This window comes from Ferruginibacter sp. SUN002, assembly GCF_050611725.1.
Classification (GTDB): domain Bacteria; phylum Bacteroidota; class Bacteroidia; order Chitinophagales; family Chitinophagaceae; genus Ferruginibacter.
The window spans coordinates 1,521,334-1,538,510 of record NZ_JBODJB010000001.1 but is presented as its reverse complement, the minus strand read 5'-3'; the positions used below and the strand labels follow the sequence as shown (position 1 = coordinate 1,538,510).

Sequence of the window (17,177 nt, the reverse complement as noted above, 5' to 3'; positions counted from 1 at the left end):
CTGTATTTCTTAGTAAATATTACACAATACTTCACCACCAACATTTTGAGCTTTTGCTTCTTTGTCGGTCATTACACCTTTAGAGGTAGAAACGATGGCAATACCCAATCCGTTCTTTACTCTTTTAAATTCATCTGGTTTAGCATAAGTACGTAAACCCGGACGGCTTACTCTTTCTAAACTTTGAATTACAGGCAATTTTGTAGATGCATCATACTTCAACGCTATTTTAATAACGCCTTGTTTGCTATCATCTTCAAATTTGTATTTTAAAATGTAACCTTTGTCGTACAAGATCTCGGTCATGCGTTTTTTCAAATTAGACGCAGGAATTTCCACAATACGATGGTTAGCCATCTGTGCATTACGGATTCTTGTAAGAAAATCTGCTATAGGATCTGTTACCATAATATATTTTTTAATTTGCTGATGTACAGTGAAGCACATCGAACCTTTTTAAATTTTTATTTTTTCAATCGGCTTATTAGCACATCGGCTAATCAGCACATTGTTTTACCAGCTTGCTTTTACAACACCCGGTATTTTCCCTTGAGAAGCCATGTCACGGAAAGCATTTCTACAAATTCCGAAATGTCTCATGTACCCTCTTGGACGGCCTGTTAATTGGCAACGATTTTTTAAACGAACGGGAGAAGCATTTTTTGGCAATGCATCTAACGCTTTGTAATCACCGGCTGCTTTTAAGGCTGCTCTTTTTTCAGCATATTTAGCGTTCATTGCTTCACGCTTTCTTTGCCTGGCTTCAATTGATTTTTTTGCCATGTTCTATTTTATTAATTATTTTTTTACGTTTTTAAATGGCATTCCCAATTCTTTCAACAATTCATACGCTTCTTCGTTTGTATTAGCTGTTGTTACGAAAGTGATGTCCATACCAGTAATCTTATTCACTTTATCGATATCAATTTCAGGAAAAATAATTTGTTCAGTGATACCTAATGTATAGTTACCTCTTCCGTCGAATGCTTTATCATTTACACCTTTGAAATCACGTACACGTGGTAAAGAAACAGAAACAAATCTGTCTAAGAATTCAAACATTTTTACACCACGTAAAGTAACTCTTGCACCGATAGGCATGTTCTTACGTAATTTAAAGTTTGAGATATCTTTTTTAGACATCGTTGCTACGGCTTTTTGACCGGTAATAGTTGTTAACTCTTCTACAGCGATATCAACTAATTTTTTATCTGCTACAGCCCCGTTCACACCACGATTCAAACAGATCTTGGTTAATTTAGGCGCTTGCATAATGGTTTTATAACCAAATTTTTTCATTAAAGCAGGAACAACTTCTTTAGAGTATTTGTCCGCTAATCTTGGAGTATATGTTGTTGTTGCCATGTTAGATTACCTCCCCTGATTTTTTTGATACACGAATTAATTTACCGTTCTCTCTGGTACGTTTTACTTTAGCTGGCGCACCGGCTTTAGCATCCCAAAGCATTACATTAGAAATAGCTATTGGCGCTTCTACCTTAACGATACCACCTTTGGTGTTTTGAGAAGTTGGCTTTGTGTGTTTAGTTACGATGTTAACACCTTCTACTAACACTCTGCTTTTTTCTACAATTACCTCCAACACTTTACGTGGCTTTTTAAGATCCTTATCTTCGCCGGTGATAACAATTACGCTATCTCCCTTTTTAATGCTGAACTTTTGTTTAAATCTTGTACTCATTTTATTTAAGCTTTGAGCTTCAAGCTACAAGCTGCAAGGGCAACTTTTCACTTTTAGCATTTATTTTTTTCTTGAGGCTTGAAGCTAATAGCTTGAAGCTGGTTTTTATAATACTTCCGGAGCTAATGAAATGATTTTCATATAGCCTTTATCTCTTAATTCACGAGCCACCGGGCCAAAAATACGTGTACCTCTTGGTTCATCTGAATTGTTCAACAACACTACTGCGTTGTCGTCAAAACGGATATAAGAACCGTCTTTACGACGTAATTTGTTTGTTGTACGAACGATAACAGCTTTACTAACAGTACCCTTTTTGATACCACCGGCAGGCATTGCATCTTTTACAGTAACAACTATTTTATCACCGATTTTAGCGTAGTCCTGACCAGAGTTGCCTAACACACGAATACACAAAACCTCTTTGGCACCGCTGTTATCTGCTACGTTTAATCTACTTTCTTGCTGAATCATTTTTATTTAGCTTTGAGCTTCAAGCTACAAGCTGCAAGAAACAGCTTTTGGCTTTCGGCGTTTTAATTTTTACTTGTGGCTTGAAGCTAATAGCTTTAAGCTTTTTATTATTTCACTTTTTCAACGATCTCTACCAATCTCCAACGCTTTGTTTTGCTCAAAGGACGAGATTCCATAATTCTTACAGTATCACCGATGCTGCATTCGTTTTTCTCGTCATGCGCATGGAATTTTGTAGATTTCTTTACGAATTTTCCATAAAGCGGATGCTTTACTTTTCTTTCTACATTAACAGTAATGGTTTTATCCATTTTGTTGCTAGACACTACGCCTAATTTCGTTTTACGCAGGTTTCTTGCTATTGTTGTTACTTCACTCATTGTTGAAATTTTTATGGATCAATTAAAATCCTAATTCTTTTTTTCTTAATGCTGTTTTTAAACGAGCCAGGTCTTTACGCATAAAACGTAAACTTACCGGATTCTCCAATGGAGAAATACTGTGAGCAAAAGATACTTTCTTAAGACGCAATTCGTCTTCAGCTATCTTAGCTTTTAAGTCTTCAAGACTTAAACTGTTTATGCTCGCTAAAAAATCTACTTTCTTTGACATTGTTATTAATTTGGTAATTTGATAATTTGGAGATTTGAAGATTGTGAACCATCGTCACATTTTCAAATTTTCAAATCAGCTAATTGTTTTTTATGCTTGGTAATCTCTGCGTACTACAAATTTTACTGCAATTGGTAATTTTTGTGCTGCTAATTCAAATGCTTCTTTAGCAACTTGTAAAGGAACACCATCAGCTTCGAACAAGATACGTCCCGGTTCTACCACAGCAGCCCAGTATTCAGGGTTACCTTTACCTTTACCCATCCTTACTTCAGCAGGCTTTTTAGTGATTGGTTTATCAGGAAAAATTCTGATCCAAACATTCCCTTCTCTCTTCATATGACGAGTCATAGCTTGACGAGCACTTTCAATTTGTCTGTTTGTTAACCAAATTGGCTCTAAAGCTTTTAATCCAAATGAACCAAAAGAAATAGTTGTGCCTCTTTTAGCAACTTCTCTGATACGGCCTTTTTGGGCTTTTCTATGTTTTACTCTTTTCGGTGATAACATCTTATTTCGATTTACGATTTGAGATTTATGATTTCCCGTTATCTCAAAAACTGTTTTCTAATTTTTAATTCTAAATTTTTAATTAGCGACGTCCGCCGGCAGCTCCGCCACCACGGTTTCCACCACCTCTTCTGTCTCCACCACCTCTACGGTCATCTCTCCTATCTCCACCGCCACGGTTTTCAAAACCACCTCTTGAATCACCTTCTTTACCACCACCTGCAAGGATGTTTGGATTTAGATCTCTCTTAGCCAAAACTTCACCTTTACAGATCCATACTTTGATACCGATCTTCCCGTAAACTGTTTGAGCAAAAACATTTGCGTAATCGATGTCCATACGTAAAGTATGTAATGGAGTACGACCCTGTTTGATCTCTTCGCTACGTGCAATTTCTGCACCACCTAAACGACCACCGCATCTTACTTTAATTCCTTCTGCACCCATACGTAATGCTGAAGCAATAGCCATTTTAACGGCACGTTTGAAATTGATACGTCCTTCTAACTGACGAGCAATTGTATCTGCAACAATTTGAGCATCTAATTCCGGACGGCGTATTTCTAAAATGTTTATTTGTACATCTTCGTTGCTGGTAAGTTTTTTCAACTCTTCTTTAATTCTATCAACTTCACCACCACCTTTACCGATAATGATACCTGGCTTAGATGTATGAATCGTAACGATCAACTTGTTCAACGTACGCTCAATAACGATCTTAGAGATACCACCTTTATTGATACGGGCATTCAGATAATTTCTGATCTTATTGTCTTCAATTAGCTTTTTACCAAAATCTTTTTTATTCGCATACCAGTTACTGTCCCATCCTCTGATGATACCTAGTCTGATTGCAATCGGATTTACTTTTTGACCCATATTGTTAATTTTCGATGTGAGTGAATCTCACACTTTATTTTAAAATTTTAATTTTTACTATCTACAACAATTGTTACATGATTGCTACGTTTACGAACTCTGTAACCTCTACCTTGAGGAGCAGGACGCATACGCTTAATAACTCTTCCGTTATCTACCATAATTGTTTTTACGATCAACTTTGCATCTTCAACTTTCGCTTCTGTATTTTTTTGCTCCCAGTTATTGATCGCACTTTTCAACAGTTTGTACATCGGTACTGCAGGATGCTTAGGGTTGAATTGTAATACACCTAAAGCTTTCTCTACTTCCATGCCACGGATCAAATCAGCCAGTAAACGCATTTTACGTGGTGATGTTGGGTAATTGTTAAGTTTAGCTACTGCTTCCATTTCTTTATGTTTGAAAGGTTTAAGATGTTTAAAAGGTTTAAAACGTTGATCTTGTTAAACCTATTAAACGTTTTAAACGTTTTTATGATATTTTTTTACTTGAGTGACCTCTAAAATTTCTTGTTGGTGCAAATTCTCCTAATTTATGTCCAACCATAAATTCAGTTACATATACAGGAATAAATTTATTGCCATTATGTACTGCTAGAGTATGACCAACAAAATCCGGAGAAATTGTAGAACGACGAGACCAAGTTTTGATCACACCTTTCTTATTTTTTCCTTCATTAATTGCTAATACTTTATCTTCTAAGTTAGCATCTATATAAGGACCTTTTTTTATCGAACGAGCCATGTTATATTGTTTTTTGTTGATTCTCCCAGTTTATCACCGAGATATTTTAACAGTGAATTATTTACTTAATTTTTTTCCGTTTCTTCTTTGGATGATCATTTTATCTGATCCTTTTCCTCTTGTACGTGTAATTTCGCCTTTAGCATATTTACCTGTACGGCTACGTGGGTGACCACCTGAAGCTCTACCTTCACCACCACCCATCGGGTGATCTACCGGGTTCATCGCTACCGCTCTTGTTCTTGGTCTAACACCTTTCCAACGATTACGGCCTGCTTTACCTGCACTCTCCAAATTATGGTCGCTATTACTAACAACACCAACTGTTGCGTAGCAATTGATCAATACTTTTCTTAGTTCTCCAGAAGGCATTTTTAAAATACCATACTTTTCTTCTTTGTTCGACAATTGAGCACTGCTACCTGCGCTACGTACCAATTTACCACCTTGACCCGGTTGCATTTCAATATTGTGAACGTTTGTACCTAAAGGCATGTTTTTCAATTGTAATGCATTTCCTAATTCAGGAGCTACTGCATCACCACTTAAAACTGTTGCACCAACTTGTAACCCGTTTGGAGCAATGATGTAACGTTTTTCACCATCAGCATAGCTCAATAAAGCGATGAATGCTGTACGGTTTGGATCATATTCGATACTTTTTACAGTAGCAGGAATATCTTTTTTATCTCTTTTAAAATCAATTACACGATACATGGTTTTGTTACCGCCACCCATATAACGCATTGCTCTTCTACCTTGTGAGTTTCTACCAGCAGTGCTTTTTTGTTTTTCAAGCAATGATTTTTCCGGAGTGTTAGTAGTGATCTCTGCATACGCATTACCAATTCTCCAACGAGTTCCGGCTGTGGTAGGTTTGTACTTTCTTAATGCCATTGTTATTAATTTCTTTGCCCCTATCCCCTAAAGGGGAACTTGGAACTTTATATTTGTTAATCTCTGCATTTTGCGGCAGCAGAATTGCCATGCTTTATTTTATTATTTGGTTACCCTACTCCCCTTTAGGGGATGGGGGGTTCTTATACTGTTCCGTAGATATCAATTGTTTCGCCTTCTGCTACTGTTACAAACGCTTTCTTTTTAGCTGGTTTACGACCATTTAAAAATCCTGCTTTTGTGTAACGAGATTTAGCTTTACCAGGCATAACTGTAGTGTTCACGTTTTGTACTTGCACACCGTAAAATTCTTCGACAGCTTTTTTGATCTCTAATTTGTTAGCTTTTCTGCTTACCACAAAAGCGTAACGGTTCAATTTTTCTGTTTGCTTATTTATCTTTTCAGATAAGATCGGCTTTATTAATACTTCAGACAGTTTCATAACTTCTTATAATTTTCAAATCAATTAATTAGTTCGCTTGCTCTTCGCTGAAAATTTTTGCTACGCTTTCAGTAAAAACCAATACGCTAGCATTTACGATATCGTATGTGTTTACATCACTCAAAGAACTTCCTTTTACAGATGGAATGTTTCTTAAGCTTAAGTAAACATTATCGTTGTGTTCAGGAGTAACAAAAAGTGTTTTTTTATCAGCAACGTTGATGCTTTTCAAGATAGCTGCAACTTGTTTTGTTTTTGGAGTTTCCAAAGCAAGGTCTTCCAATACAACAATCGCATTTTCTTTTGCTTTGTAGCTCAATGCACTGATTTTAGCAAGGTCTTTTACTTTACGGTTCAATTTGAAATCGTAGCTATGAGGTTTTGGACCAAAGATAGTACCACCGCCTTTATAGATCGGAGAACGTAAGTTACCTTTACGAGCACCACCGGTACCTTTTTGCTTGTGCAATTTTTTTGACGAACCGTGAACCTCAGCTCTTGTTTTTACTTTGTGTGTACCCTGACGTTGAGCAGCCAGGTATTGTTTCACTGCTAAATAAATAACATGATTGTTTGGTTCTGCGCCAAAAATTTCTTCAGGCAAATCAATTGTTCTGCCGGTTTTAGCTCCACTAATATTTAAAATATCTACTTGCATTTGCTTTATCTTTTAAACACTCACGTGTTTTATAAAAATTATTTTTGAATTAAAACGATTGAACCGTTATGTCCCGGAACTGAACCACTTACTAATATGTAATTCTTTTCTGCGAAAATTTTAACTACTTTCAATCCTTTCATTTTCACTCTGTCCTGTCCCATTCTACCAGCCATACGCATACCTTTAAACACACGTGATGCATCAGATGAGTTACCGATTGAACCCGGAGCTCTTTGACGATCGTGCTGACCATGAGATTGTTCACCCACACCATGGAAACCATGACGTTTTACAACACCCTGGAAACCTTTACCCTTGCTGGTTCCAACTACTTCAACGCTATCGCCTTCGGCAAATATGTCAACAGTGATCGATTCACCAACATTTTTATCTATTTCGCTATCGCGGATTTCTTTTACTACTTTTTTAGGGGAAGTCTGAGCTTTGGCGAAGTGGCCTGTTTCAGCTTTGATGGAGTGCTTTTCTTTCTTATCTCCGAATGCAATTTGGAGTGCATTGTAACCGTCTGTATCTACGGTTTTCTTTTGTGTAACTACGCATGGACCTGCTTCAATGATCGTAACGGCAGTTTGCTTGCCTGTTGCATCAAAGACACTGGTCATGCCAATTTTCTTTCCAATAATACTTTTCATTGTATCTTTTTTTATATCCAGCGCTGTTTATATATAAACAGATGGACGTTTCAATATTTAGTTATAAGAACTGACTTTTTGCCTTTCCGCCTAAACGGATGGTTCATTAAGCCTTAATCTCAACATCTACACCACTTGGCAGGTCTAATTTACTTAGAGCGTCAACCGTACGGCTGCTGCTAGTGTATATGTCTAATAAACGTTTATGTGTACACAATTGAAACTGCTCACGAGCTTTTTTATTAACGTGAGGAGAACGCAACACAGTAAAGATCTTTTTGTGCGTAGGTAAAGGAATAGGTCCTGTTACAACTGCGCCAGTACTACGTACTGTTTTTACAATTTTCTCAGCTGATTTATCAACTAAGTTGTGGTCGTAAGACTGTAGTTTTATTCTGATTCTTTGTGACATATAAAAAGAACTTTTAAATTCTGTTTTTTGAATTTGGAGTGCAAAGGTAAGGGGTTGAGTTGAAATAGCAAAAGGAATTGGAAAGTTTTTTGGAAAAATCCATTTATTTCTACTCAATCAATAAAAGATTAACTAGAAAATCAAGTCAAAGGTAATTTGCACATTCTAACTCATTGTAAATTAAGCAAAAACAACCTGTTCCGTTCTCAGCAAATCCATATGCTTAAACCGTAAAATAACATTCGCCACGGTTACCACATCTTTCTGACAATAAACCGCAATACGTTTCAGATCATTTTCTTTCCAGTATACATGCCCCACCATACTGCCATCGATATCATCTTTTGGTGATGGTACATTTAAGGCCGCCGCAAGCAATTTTAAAGAAGTATAGTTTTTATAATCACCAAAGCGCCAGTATTGAAAAGTATCGATCATATTGGTTTCCCAGGGTTTCATATTTTGAAAATCTAAGTAAGGGGGAATGGGGAAGTTATTAATGAGCAATCGTCTGCATAAAAAAGGGATATCAAACTCTTTGATATTGTGCCCGGTAAAGCACCATTTGTTATTTATGGATTCCATTTGCTGAATGGTTTCCATAAAATCTTTCAGCAATACCTTCTCATCATCACTATAAAATGATTTTATTCTCAACTTCCAATCATCTTCCTTTTTAAAATAACCGATACTGATACAAACAATCTTTGCAAACTCTGCCATCACTCCTGCTCTTTGCGGATAATAGTCTGTAATGGAAATTCCTTCGGGTAAGTTTCTGCTATTCTTCTCTTCCCAGAGTATTTGCCAGTCTTTATTGAGTTCGTTGAATTCCGGTTTTTCTGAAACTGTTTCGATGTCGATCAGTAATAGATTTTGAAGGGAGATGTTTTGCATATTGTTATTTTTTGCCGGTAAGACGGTAAGTCGGAATCTTAATAAAAGGTTCTCGTCTTTTTGTCTTCTCGGCTATTTTATTATTATACAGTTGCATCAAAATAAAAAAAGGTTGCATTTTACAGCAACCTTTTTCTAATAGTAGGAAGATAACCTATTGTAATTTTATTACTCTTTTGGTTTCCAACAATTGTTCTCCGTTGTAAATTTTTACAAAGTAAAAACCTTGTTGCAATTGTGATAAGCCATCTAATGTGATCGTATTATTTCCTGTATTGATCAATGTAGTTTTTTCTGCTACTTTTTTTCCGACAGCATCAGAAAGCGAAATAGTCACCTTACTGTTTACTGCAACACCGGTATTCACCGATATACGACCGGTAAAGGCTGTAGGGTAAATAGTAGTTTGCCCTAGGGTTGCGTTTACTTTTAAAATGATCACCGGACTATACCTGAAATTACCATCATTATCAATTGCTTTCAATCTGTAATAGACAATTGAACCACCTGCCACATTAATATCTGTGTACTGATAACTCATTGCAATACCCGTATTGGGTTTTGCAGGTACGCTTGCCACTTTACTAAAGTTTACACCATCAAAACTTTTTTCAACATCGAATTTTTGTGTATTCAATTCCTGTTGTGTTACCCAGTTAAGGTTAGCATTTTTTTGATCTAATTGACCTTTGAAATCGGTAATACTAACAGGCAAAGGGCCTCCTGTTGGTACGCAAATAGTAAGTGTAGTAGCGTCATCCAATTGTGCAGTAAGAGGGTCGTCAGAAAAATCAGCGCCAAGACTAAGGGTATTCCCCGGCACATCTATCACAGATTGAAATAAAATTTGTTCTCCTGATGTAAAGCCTGTGGCTTTTGCTTTCCAGGCCAGCTTAAATGAAGCAGGTGTTGGATCGGTAACGGGAACGGATATACTATTAACAGAGATCACATTATTTGTACCTCCGTTTGCACTTGTAATTGTTACAACTGCTGAAGAGCCTGGGAATGCTGCTTGTATATTTGCCTGAATCTGTGCAGCGGTTTCGGTAAAAGAAAACCGTTTGTCCATTGTAAGGTCATAAGTAGCATTTTGAGTACTTGATGTAATGTTTGTAATAGCTATGGTAAATACAGAATCCTGACCTGCAAGCATACAATTTGATTTACTTTTCATTGTATGTGATAATCTGAACGGACAACTACATGCATCCGCACGTGTAGCTTGAGGCCCGGAGCCTGCAGCGGTACGTGTACCTGTTGCTTTATTGATTTTATAATATGTAGTAGGCGTACTACTGGAATTCACATTAGAAGTATGAAAGCCATACAGTTCAGCACCATCGGTAAAGAAAAGACCAAACATGGTACCTGTGTAGCTGCTTCCTACTTGTGTTGAAGCTCCGCTATTTATATCGATGGTATATAATGTTGCACCGCTAACTCCGTATAATGTATTTGTAAGCGGATCAAATGCAATATCAACAAATGTACGACCTGTGCCTCCAATACTTGTTGCCGTTTTTGTAGTTACATCTACTTTATACAAAGTATACGGACTACTGTTTCTTGTTACATACAAATAACCATTTACGTCTACTGCACCTGCATAGTAAGCGTCTCCTGTCATGTTAGAAATATTTCCCAAATTGGTCATAGTGCCTGCAGAATCAATACGAATGAGTGCATTTGCATTGCTGCTTTCATAACGGATACCATAAACGAAGCCATCCTGTTTTCTAAAGCCAATGGCATTTAATCCGATGTTGGCTGTAGCAGGTTTGTTTACATAGCTAACATTGCCAGATGGGGTAAACGAAGCAGTGTAGAGGTTGGTGCTAATGCTTGCTCCTTCCGAAGCGCTCCAGGTACCGATTACCCGGCCATCGCATTTCCATGGTGTTTGTGCGGATGCTGTTAGACTCAGCTGCAACAGCAATACAGCTAAAATTTGTTTTAGTGAAGTTTGTTTCATCTTGTCAGATCTTTTATTTTAATAGGGTTACGAATACTTGGTTCGTAGAAATAAGGGATTGATAGCATCAGATACGAAAGCTGACACAGCGGCATTAGACAGGATGTACGGATAAGTATATTTAAATGATCGCAAAAAGTATGATGCCTTTTGAATCAGCTCTTGAAAAAGAAAAATGAAAAGGTTGATTTTTAGGGCAACCTTTTCCCAATAGTAGCAAGAGACCTATTGTAATTTCATTGTTTTCTTAGTGCTAATTAATTTACCATTATTGTAGATCTGGATGAAGTAAAACCCTTCTTGAAGTTTACCTAATCCATCTAAAGTAACAGTATTGGAACCCGGTTCAACAGTAGTTGATCTTTCTGTCATCTTTCTACCTGCAGCATCGGTAATCGCTACAATCACCTTGCCTTTTGTTTCAACATTGGTTGTTACCGCAATTCTATCATTGAATGGAGATGGATAGATAGCTGCTTCTTTAGCTATGTCATCTGTTTTTAAAACTACTATTGAAGTGTATTTAAAAGAGCCATCATTATCTATGATCTTTAGTCGATAATAAACAACTGCATTTGCAGGAATGCCTGCATCACTGAACTGATAAGCACTTGAAGCGTTGCTGCCTTTAGCTGCAACAACATTTAATTGTGCAAAGCTTGTTCCGTCAAAACTTCTTTCAATTTCAAATTTTCTGGTGTTCAGCTCATTGTTTGTTTTCCAGCTAAGGTTAGCCGTTCCTTGATTTAACTGACCTTTAAAATCAGTAATAGAAACAGGGAGCGGACCTTCATCCGGTAAGCAAATAGTAAGTGTAGTAGCGTCATCAAGTTGTGCAGTAAGAGGGTCATCAGATACGTCTGTACCAAGATTAAGGGGATCTCCAGGTACACTGATGGTTGATTGAAATATAATTTGTTCGCCGGGAGTAAATCCTAACACGCCCGCTTTAATAGCAAGACTAACTGTAGAAGGAACCGAAGTAGTAACAGGAACGGTAATGGTACTGATAGATATTACATTGTTTGTACCTCCGTTAGCATTACTAATTGTTACTACAGCAGATGAACCCGGAAATGCAGCTTGAATATTTGTTTGAATTTGCGATGCAGATTCTGTGAATTTAAACCTTTTATCAAGTGTTAAATCAAACTTGGTATTCTGTGGAGCCGAAGTAATATTAGTAATAGCTACTTTGAATACAGCATCTTCACCAACATTGATACAAGTCGCTTTTCCTAGTAAAGAGTGAGATAATCTGTACGGACAACTACATGCGTCGGCGTTAGTAGCCATAGGTCCATCCCCTGCGCTTGTTACGGAACCATTTGTTTTATTTAATTTATAATATGAAGTTGTATTATCTTCTGCTGATCTTCCAAAACCATATAACTGATTACCGTCTGCAAAGAAAAGCCCGAACATAAATACGCTAAATGAACCAACACTGGTAACTGTTGCAGGATTTGTACTTAGATCGATTTTCAAAAGCTCGCCGCCATTATTAGTTAAATTTGAGCTAGTAGCATAAAGGTCATTTGTGATCGGATCAAATGCCATATCAATGATACGATAAGGCATGGTGCCTAAGTCTGTAGCCACTTTAGTAGCTACGTTTATTTTGTACAACTGATAAGGAGAACTACCGCTACCGGATGTTGCATATAGATCACCATTAAGATCAAATGATCCGGCGAAATATTGAACATTTGTAATTAATCCTGAAACAGAACCAAGGTCATCAATAATACCTGTTGAATCAATACGACAAAGGTGATTAAGGTTTCCATCATAGTTGGTATAACGGATACCATATACGAAACCATCTTGTTTTCTAAATCCCAATGCATTTAAACCGATTCCGGTAGTAGCAGGTTTATCTAAATAAGTTACATTACCCAATGCGTCAAATACTGCGGAGTAAAGTTTTGTGTCATCCGTAAAAGTGTTGCTTCCCGGATTGTAAGTACCAATGGCTCTGCCGTCGCATTTCCATGGTGTTTGAGCGAATGAGTTACCAACATAAAATGTCAGCAAAAAAACCACAATCGCCTTAGTCAAATTTTTCTTCATCTTGCTAAAAAATTAAAATTTGTTAAGTTGTAGGCGGAGAAATATTATCTCAACCAAATTGTGGTAAGTCAAAAAATAGAGGATGTTTTTGCGTTAGCATATAGCTACGCATACGACATTTCGAAGGATGGGTGGATTATTATACCAAAATAAATACGTGAAACTCTTAGCGAACCAAGTAACGGATACGGATAAACTTAAAGGCAAAAATTGTATTAAGGGGACAATTATTTGCTAGCTAAGATAGTTGAAGTGTAGAGCAAAGGTAGAAAATATCTTTAATAAACCAAATTTTTTATAGGGTAATTCCAATAAATATCTGAAAAGCCTGATTGCGCCATACCTCATCGCTGACTTCTGTATTGTTGATATTATTGAGCCCGATCTTATATCTGGCACCTAAATTCACTAACGGCAATTGAAGCCATAAGCCACCTATAGCGCTTATATCGGCCTTTTTAAAAAATGTACTTGGTGTTTTCAAACTATCGACTGTTTCCTTCAACAAACTGCCAAAAGAAGGCCCCACCTGAAGTTTTACTCTTTTACTCGGACCCACATTTATGTTAAGTAAGATTGGCACTTCAAGATAATCGAGTTTTGCATTTTTTTGAGTACCGTCTCTAAACAAGTCATTATAAACATTTGAATTATCATCAGTAAACTCAGTCGAGGTTTGTACCAGGCTTACTTCGGGTTGTATTCCCAATCGTTGGCTAAAGTTAAATTGCATAAACCCTCCTACTTGGTAGTTATAGTTATACCCTTCTTTGTATGAGCTACCTTGAATTTTATTAATGTTTACACCCGCTTTTACACCAAATCTGAAAAAAGCTTCGTGATCATTATCCAATTTGCTTTTCTGAGCAAACCCGATATTTACTATGGAGATGGCAAGTATTAGTGTGGTAATGAATTTCATAAAGTATTGTGATTGGTTGATACAAAAGTATCAATTATTATACCATAAAAACTAAACTAAATAATAAAAAAGCCCCCGATAATTATCGGGGGCTTATAGTTAAGTGAAGCAGAACTAATTAGTCTTCAACTTTTAATTTACCTTTTGATTTAGCAATGATCTCTTCAGATACATTGTTTGGTGCAGGTGCATAATGACTGAACTCCATTGTTGAAGTAGCACGACCTGAAGATAATGAACGCAATTGTGTTACGTAACCAAACATTTCACTTAAAGGAACTTTAGCTTTGATTACTTGTACACCATGTTTGCTATCCATACCTTCTAACATACCACGACGACGGTTCAAGTCTCCAGTAACATCACCCATGTATTGATCAGGCGTTAATACTTCTACTTTCATGATCGGCTCAAGTAAAACAGGTTTTGCTTTACGGCCGGCTTCACGGAAACCTTGTTTAGCACAAAGTTCGAAAGAGATAGCATCAGAATCCACATCATGGTAGCTACCATCGTGTACTCTAACTTTCATATCAACAACAGGGTAACCTGCAAGCACACCCGAAGTCATGCTAGATGTAAACCCTTTAATGATCGGTGGAATAAATTCTTTTGGAATACTACCTCCGAAAATTTCGTTCACAAACTGCATACCACCTAATGGATTTTCTTTCAACCATTCTTCATCGGCAGGGCCAAGGTCAAATGCGATATCACCGAATTTACCACGACCACCCGTTTGTTTCTTATATGTTTCTCTGTGTTGAACAGTTGCTCTGAAAGCTTCTTTGTAAGCAACCATTGGCGCACCTTGATTGATCTCAACTTTAAACTCACGTTTCATACGATCGATGATGATCTCTAAGTGTAACTCACCCATACCACTCAAAATGGTTTGACCGGTTTCTTCGTCTGTACGTACACGTAATGTAGGATCTTCTTCAACCAATTTCGCAATAGCCATACCCATTTTATCAACGTCTGCCTGAGTTTTTGGCTCAACAGCGATAGAGATAACCGGTTCAGGGAAGGTCATAGATTCTAAAACGATCGGATTGTCTTCGTTACACAAAGTATCTCCTGTTTTGATATCTTTAAACCCTACCGCAGCACCAATATCACCAGCTTCGATAAAATCAACCGGGTTTTGTTTATTTGCATGCATCTGCATAATACGGCTGATACGTTCTTTCTTACCTGTACGGGTATTCAAAACATAGCTACCAGAATCTAAACGACCGCTATAAGCACGGAAGAAAGCCAGACGACCTACAAAAGGATCTGTCATGATCTTAAATGCCAAAGCACTGAATGGTTCTTTTGGATCTGCATGACGCAATTCTTCTTTATCATTATCAGGATTAACGCCTTTTACTGCTTCAATATCCAAAGGACCGGGAAGGTAACGTACTACCGCATCTAATGCTGTTTGTACACCTTTGTTTTTGAAAGATGAACCACACATCATTGGAATGATAGAAATATCGATAGTTGCTTTACGGATCGCTTCATGTACTTCTTCTTCAGTGATCGTATTAGGATCGTCAAAGAATTTTTCCAAAAGTTTTTCATCGTATTCAGCTACTGCTTCAATCAATTCCTGACGGTATTGATCTACTTCTTCTTTCATATCTTCAGGAATAGGCACTTCTTTAAAAGTCATTCCTTTATCTTCTTCGTTCCAAACAATACCTTTCATAGTGATCAGATCAACCACACCTTTGAAGTTGTCTTCAGCTCCGATTGGTAATTGTAAAGGCACCGCTTTAGCACCCAACATTTCACGAACTTGTTTTACCACGTTCAAGAAATCAGCACCACTTCTATCCATTTTATTTACAAAACCGATACGTGGTACTTTGTAACGATTAGCCTGACGCCAAACTGTTTCAGATTGAGGTTCTACACCCGATACTGCACAGAATAACGCTAACAAACCATCCAATACACGGAGAGAACGTTCTACCTCTACGGTAAAATCCACGTGACCCGGAGTATCGATGATATTGAATTTGTATTGCTTAGTATCTGCAACTTTTTTTCCTTGTTCCATTGGAAAGTTCCAGAAACATGTAGTAGCAGCACTTGTAATAGTAATACCTCTTTCTTGTTCTTGAGCCATCCAGTCCATTGTTGCACCACCATCGTGTACTTCACCAATTTTATGGTTTACACCCGTATAATACAATATACGCTCAGTGGTAGTGGTTTTACCGGCATCAATGTGAGCGGCAATCCCAAAGTTTCTTTGATAACGTAAGTCACCCATTTTGTTTTATTTTAAATTTTGAATGTTAAATTTTAAATTTTGTCAATTGTAAGCCTCAATTTTTGGGTTTTTACTTTTGACCTTTGATTTGTTAGAGCATAACTTCCCCGTAGTTGAACCGCTATTTTTTGCCGTTCGGGGTTTGATATGACTGATTTATGCTCTCATAATATGCTAAATTGTACTACCGCATTGCATATAATACCTCTTTAGCGGGGGCAAAGGTACTATCATTTTTTGTATTTTCAAAGAGTTTTAGGGAATTCAAAATCAGCGTTTTACCAACCTAAGCCTATACGTTCAAAACCGATTTTCAAGTAGAATTGCTAATTTGTGATATATATGGAACGTACACCCTCCTATTTGATCAAATTATCCTTCGGCATTTTATTCCTTTTAAGTGCCTGTTCACAACCTCAAAAAGATAAACCCAAGAAAACCTACGATGAAAGCATCGCAAATATCATGGGAATAATGGATACCAGCAAAGCTGGCATCTTGGATCATTGGAGTTACAACGATATGAGAGAGATGAAAACCTTTTATAAAGTAGCAGCCTCTGCAGAAGAGGCCTATGCATTAAACGTTCTTCCGGGCAACTTGGTTAGTGTGGATGGAAATATTGATTCATTTTATAGCGATTTCGGAATTAACCGAAAAGCGAAAAAAGAATATGCATATCGACTAAGATTTGAACGTTTTAATACATATACCCTGCATCAAACTATATTAGCTCCAGGGGAATTTAAGACCATTGACTCAATTGGTGCTGAGCAGTATGCCAATTTTTACACTAAACAAGATCTTTTTAAAAAAATAGATGAATTGTCTGAATTTTTCTCTTCGTTGATTGTAAAAGAAGCTTTTAAAAATACTAAATATGGTTATACCGTATTTATTTTGAATTCCGGTGCCAGGTTAAACTATTTACCTGATGGAATTGAGAAGACCCCGTTATATATTAAAGACGAGCTTGAATACGCTAAAAAAAATGGCAAATACATAACCAAAAATTGGTGCCTTTTTGAAGATAAGGAATCCAATAAATAG

Annotated in this window: 22 protein-coding genes; 1 reads left to right on the top strand and 21 read right to left on the bottom strand. The window is 37.0% G+C overall.

Annotated elements, in window-relative coordinates; translation table 11 throughout:
• Positions 1-9: 9 nt before the first annotated feature.
• The 21 genes from rpsH to fusA form a co-directional block, all read right to left on the bottom strand.
• Positions 10-408: a 30S ribosomal protein S8 gene (rpsH, locus tag ACQ33O_RS06835; RefSeq protein ID WP_430994820.1), complete on the bottom strand. Its 399-nt coding sequence runs from the start codon at positions 406-408 to the stop codon at positions 10-12.
• Positions 409-513: 105 nt separating this feature from the next.
• Positions 514-783 carry a 30S ribosomal protein S14 gene (rpsN, locus tag ACQ33O_RS06830; RefSeq protein ID WP_430994819.1) on the bottom strand — a complete coding sequence of 90 codons (270 nt, stop codon included), beginning with the start codon at positions 781-783 and terminating at the stop codon, positions 514-516.
• A 15-nt stretch (positions 784-798) separates the two neighbouring features.
• Entirely contained in the window at positions 799-1,365 is a 567-nt protein-coding gene (gene rplE, locus ACQ33O_RS06825; protein ID WP_430994818.1) for a 50S ribosomal protein L5, read from the bottom strand.
• 1 nt (position 1,366) lies between these two features.
• Positions 1,367-1,702, bottom strand: a complete 336-nt coding sequence (gene rplX, locus ACQ33O_RS06820; RefSeq protein WP_430994817.1) for a 50S ribosomal protein L24 — start codon at positions 1,700-1,702, stop codon at positions 1,367-1,369.
• 105 nt (positions 1,703-1,807) lie between these two features.
• Positions 1,808-2,176: a 50S ribosomal protein L14 gene (gene rplN / locus ACQ33O_RS06815; RefSeq protein WP_430994816.1), complete on the bottom strand. Its 369-nt coding sequence runs from the start codon at positions 2,174-2,176 to the stop codon at positions 1,808-1,810.
• Between the two features lie 107 nt (positions 2,177-2,283).
• A complete protein-coding gene (gene rpsQ, locus ACQ33O_RS06810; protein ID WP_430994815.1) occupies positions 2,284-2,556 on the bottom strand; it encodes a 30S ribosomal protein S17 in 273 nt (90 codons plus the stop codon).
• A 22-nt stretch (positions 2,557-2,578) separates the two neighbouring features.
• Positions 2,579-2,788 (bottom strand): 50S ribosomal protein L29, encoded by a 210-nt coding sequence (rpmC, locus tag ACQ33O_RS06805; protein ID WP_430994814.1) that lies wholly within the window; start codon positions 2,786-2,788, stop codon positions 2,579-2,581.
• Between the two features lie 90 nt (positions 2,789-2,878).
• Positions 2,879-3,298: a 50S ribosomal protein L16 gene (gene rplP / locus ACQ33O_RS06800; protein ID WP_430994813.1), complete on the bottom strand. Its 420-nt coding sequence runs from the start codon at positions 3,296-3,298 to the stop codon at positions 2,879-2,881.
• A gap of 82 nt (positions 3,299-3,380) precedes the next feature.
• Complete coding sequence (gene rpsC / locus ACQ33O_RS06795) at positions 3,381-4,178, bottom strand: 30S ribosomal protein S3 (RefSeq protein ID WP_430994812.1); 798 nt, start codon at positions 4,176-4,178, stop codon at positions 3,381-3,383.
• Positions 4,179-4,225: 47 nt separating this feature from the next.
• Positions 4,226-4,570, bottom strand: a complete 345-nt coding sequence (rplV, locus tag ACQ33O_RS06790) for a 50S ribosomal protein L22 (protein ID WP_430994811.1) — start codon at positions 4,568-4,570, stop codon at positions 4,226-4,228.
• An 82-nt stretch (positions 4,571-4,652) separates the two neighbouring features.
• Complete coding sequence (gene rpsS, locus ACQ33O_RS06785; RefSeq protein ID WP_430994810.1) at positions 4,653-4,925, bottom strand: 30S ribosomal protein S19; 273 nt, start codon at positions 4,923-4,925, stop codon at positions 4,653-4,655.
• Between the two features lie 57 nt (positions 4,926-4,982).
• Positions 4,983-5,822 carry a 50S ribosomal protein L2 gene (gene rplB, locus ACQ33O_RS06780; RefSeq protein WP_430994809.1) on the bottom strand — a complete coding sequence of 280 codons (840 nt, stop codon included), beginning with the start codon at positions 5,820-5,822 and terminating at the stop codon, positions 4,983-4,985.
• 143 nt (positions 5,823-5,965) lie between these two features.
• Positions 5,966-6,265 (bottom strand): 50S ribosomal protein L23, encoded by a 300-nt coding sequence (rplW, locus tag ACQ33O_RS06775; protein ID WP_430994808.1) that lies wholly within the window; start codon positions 6,263-6,265, stop codon positions 5,966-5,968.
• Between the two features lie 28 nt (positions 6,266-6,293).
• Positions 6,294-6,923, bottom strand: a complete 630-nt coding sequence (gene rplD / locus ACQ33O_RS06770; RefSeq protein ID WP_430994807.1) for a 50S ribosomal protein L4 — start codon at positions 6,921-6,923, stop codon at positions 6,294-6,296.
• 38 nt (positions 6,924-6,961) lie between these two features.
• Positions 6,962-7,579: a 50S ribosomal protein L3 gene (gene rplC, locus ACQ33O_RS06765; protein ID WP_430994806.1), complete on the bottom strand. Its 618-nt coding sequence runs from the start codon at positions 7,577-7,579 to the stop codon at positions 6,962-6,964.
• A 106-nt stretch (positions 7,580-7,685) separates the two neighbouring features.
• Positions 7,686-7,991 carry a 30S ribosomal protein S10 gene (gene rpsJ / locus ACQ33O_RS06760; protein WP_123122649.1) on the bottom strand — a complete coding sequence of 102 codons (306 nt, stop codon included), beginning with the start codon at positions 7,989-7,991 and terminating at the stop codon, positions 7,686-7,688.
• Between the two features lie 180 nt (positions 7,992-8,171).
• Entirely contained in the window at positions 8,172-8,888 is a 717-nt protein-coding gene (locus ACQ33O_RS06755; RefSeq protein ID WP_430994805.1) for a ribonuclease H-like domain-containing protein, read from the bottom strand.
• 154 nt (positions 8,889-9,042) lie between these two features.
• Positions 9,043-10,863: a DUF6923 family protein gene (locus ACQ33O_RS06750; protein WP_430994804.1), complete on the bottom strand. Its 1,821-nt coding sequence runs from the start codon at positions 10,861-10,863 to the stop codon at positions 9,043-9,045.
• A gap of 225 nt (positions 10,864-11,088) precedes the next feature.
• Positions 11,089-12,936: a DUF6923 family protein gene (locus ACQ33O_RS06745; protein ID WP_430994803.1), complete on the bottom strand. Its 1,848-nt coding sequence runs from the start codon at positions 12,934-12,936 to the stop codon at positions 11,089-11,091.
• 295 nt (positions 12,937-13,231) lie between these two features.
• Positions 13,232-13,858, bottom strand: a complete 627-nt coding sequence (locus ACQ33O_RS06740) for a porin family protein (RefSeq protein ID WP_430994802.1) — start codon at positions 13,856-13,858, stop codon at positions 13,232-13,234.
• 118 nt (positions 13,859-13,976) lie between these two features.
• On the bottom strand, positions 13,977-16,127 hold the full coding sequence (gene fusA, locus ACQ33O_RS06735) for an elongation factor G (RefSeq protein ID WP_430994801.1): 2,151 nt from the start codon (positions 16,125-16,127) through the stop codon (positions 13,977-13,979).
• Between the two features lie 342 nt (positions 16,128-16,469).
• Between fusA and ACQ33O_RS06730 the strand changes: the two genes are divergently transcribed.
• Entirely contained in the window at positions 16,470-17,177 is a 708-nt protein-coding gene (locus tag ACQ33O_RS06730; RefSeq protein ID WP_430994800.1) for a hypothetical protein, read from the top strand.

Excerpts from the sequence above, each read along its gene's own strand:
- rpsH (WP_430994820.1), bottom strand. The coding sequence starts at position 408 with ATGGTAACAGATCCTATAGCAGATTTTCTTACAAGAATCCGTAATGCA.
- rpsN (WP_430994819.1), bottom strand. The coding sequence starts at position 783 with ATGGCAAAAAAATCAATTGAAGCCAGGCAAAGAAAGCGTGAAGCAATG.
- rplE (WP_430994818.1), bottom strand. The coding sequence starts at position 1,365 with ATGGCAACAACAACATATACTCCAAGATTAGCGGACAAATACTCTAAA.
- rplX (WP_430994817.1), bottom strand. The coding sequence starts at position 1,702 with ATGAGTACAAGATTTAAACAAAAGTTCAGCATTAAAAAGGGAGATAGC.
- rplN (WP_430994816.1), bottom strand. The coding sequence starts at position 2,176 with ATGATTCAGCAAGAAAGTAGATTAAACGTAGCAGATAACAGCGGTGCC.
- rpsQ (WP_430994815.1), bottom strand. The coding sequence starts at position 2,556 with ATGAGTGAAGTAACAACAATAGCAAGAAACCTGCGTAAAACGAAATTA.
- rpmC (WP_430994814.1), bottom strand. The coding sequence starts at position 2,788 with ATGTCAAAGAAAGTAGATTTTTTAGCGAGCATAAACAGTTTAAGTCTT.
- rplP (WP_430994813.1), bottom strand. The coding sequence starts at position 3,298 with ATGTTATCACCGAAAAGAGTAAAACATAGAAAAGCCCAAAAAGGCCGT.
- rpsC (WP_430994812.1), bottom strand. The coding sequence starts at position 4,178 with ATGGGTCAAAAAGTAAATCCGATTGCAATCAGACTAGGTATCATCAGA.
- rplV (WP_430994811.1), bottom strand. The coding sequence starts at position 4,570 with ATGGAAGCAGTAGCTAAACTTAACAATTACCCAACATCACCACGTAAA.
- rpsS (WP_430994810.1), bottom strand. The coding sequence starts at position 4,925 with ATGGCTCGTTCGATAAAAAAAGGTCCTTATATAGATGCTAACTTAGAA.
- rplB (WP_430994809.1), bottom strand. The coding sequence starts at position 5,822 with ATGGCATTAAGAAAGTACAAACCTACCACAGCCGGAACTCGTTGGAGA.
- rplW (WP_430994808.1), bottom strand. The coding sequence starts at position 6,265 with ATGAAACTGTCTGAAGTATTAATAAAGCCGATCTTATCTGAAAAGATA.
- rplD (WP_430994807.1), bottom strand. The coding sequence starts at position 6,923 with ATGCAAGTAGATATTTTAAATATTAGTGGAGCTAAAACCGGCAGAACA.
- rplC (WP_430994806.1), bottom strand. The coding sequence starts at position 7,579 with ATGAAAAGTATTATTGGAAAGAAAATTGGCATGACCAGTGTCTTTGAT.
- rpsJ (WP_123122649.1), bottom strand. The coding sequence starts at position 7,991 with ATGTCACAAAGAATCAGAATAAAACTACAGTCTTACGACCACAACTTA.
- ACQ33O_RS06755 (WP_430994805.1), bottom strand. The coding sequence starts at position 8,888 with ATGCAAAACATCTCCCTTCAAAATCTATTACTGATCGACATCGAAACA.
- ACQ33O_RS06750 (WP_430994804.1), bottom strand. The coding sequence starts at position 10,863 with ATGAAACAAACTTCACTAAAACAAATTTTAGCTGTATTGCTGTTGCAG.
- ACQ33O_RS06745 (WP_430994803.1), bottom strand. The coding sequence starts at position 12,936 with ATGAAGAAAAATTTGACTAAGGCGATTGTGGTTTTTTTGCTGACATTT.
- ACQ33O_RS06740 (WP_430994802.1), bottom strand. The coding sequence starts at position 13,858 with ATGAAATTCATTACCACACTAATACTTGCCATCTCCATAGTAAATATC.
- fusA (WP_430994801.1), bottom strand. The coding sequence starts at position 16,127 with ATGGGTGACTTACGTTATCAAAGAAACTTTGGGATTGCCGCTCACATT.
- ACQ33O_RS06730 (WP_430994800.1), top strand. The coding sequence starts at position 16,470 with ATGGAACGTACACCCTCCTATTTGATCAAATTATCCTTCGGCATTTTA.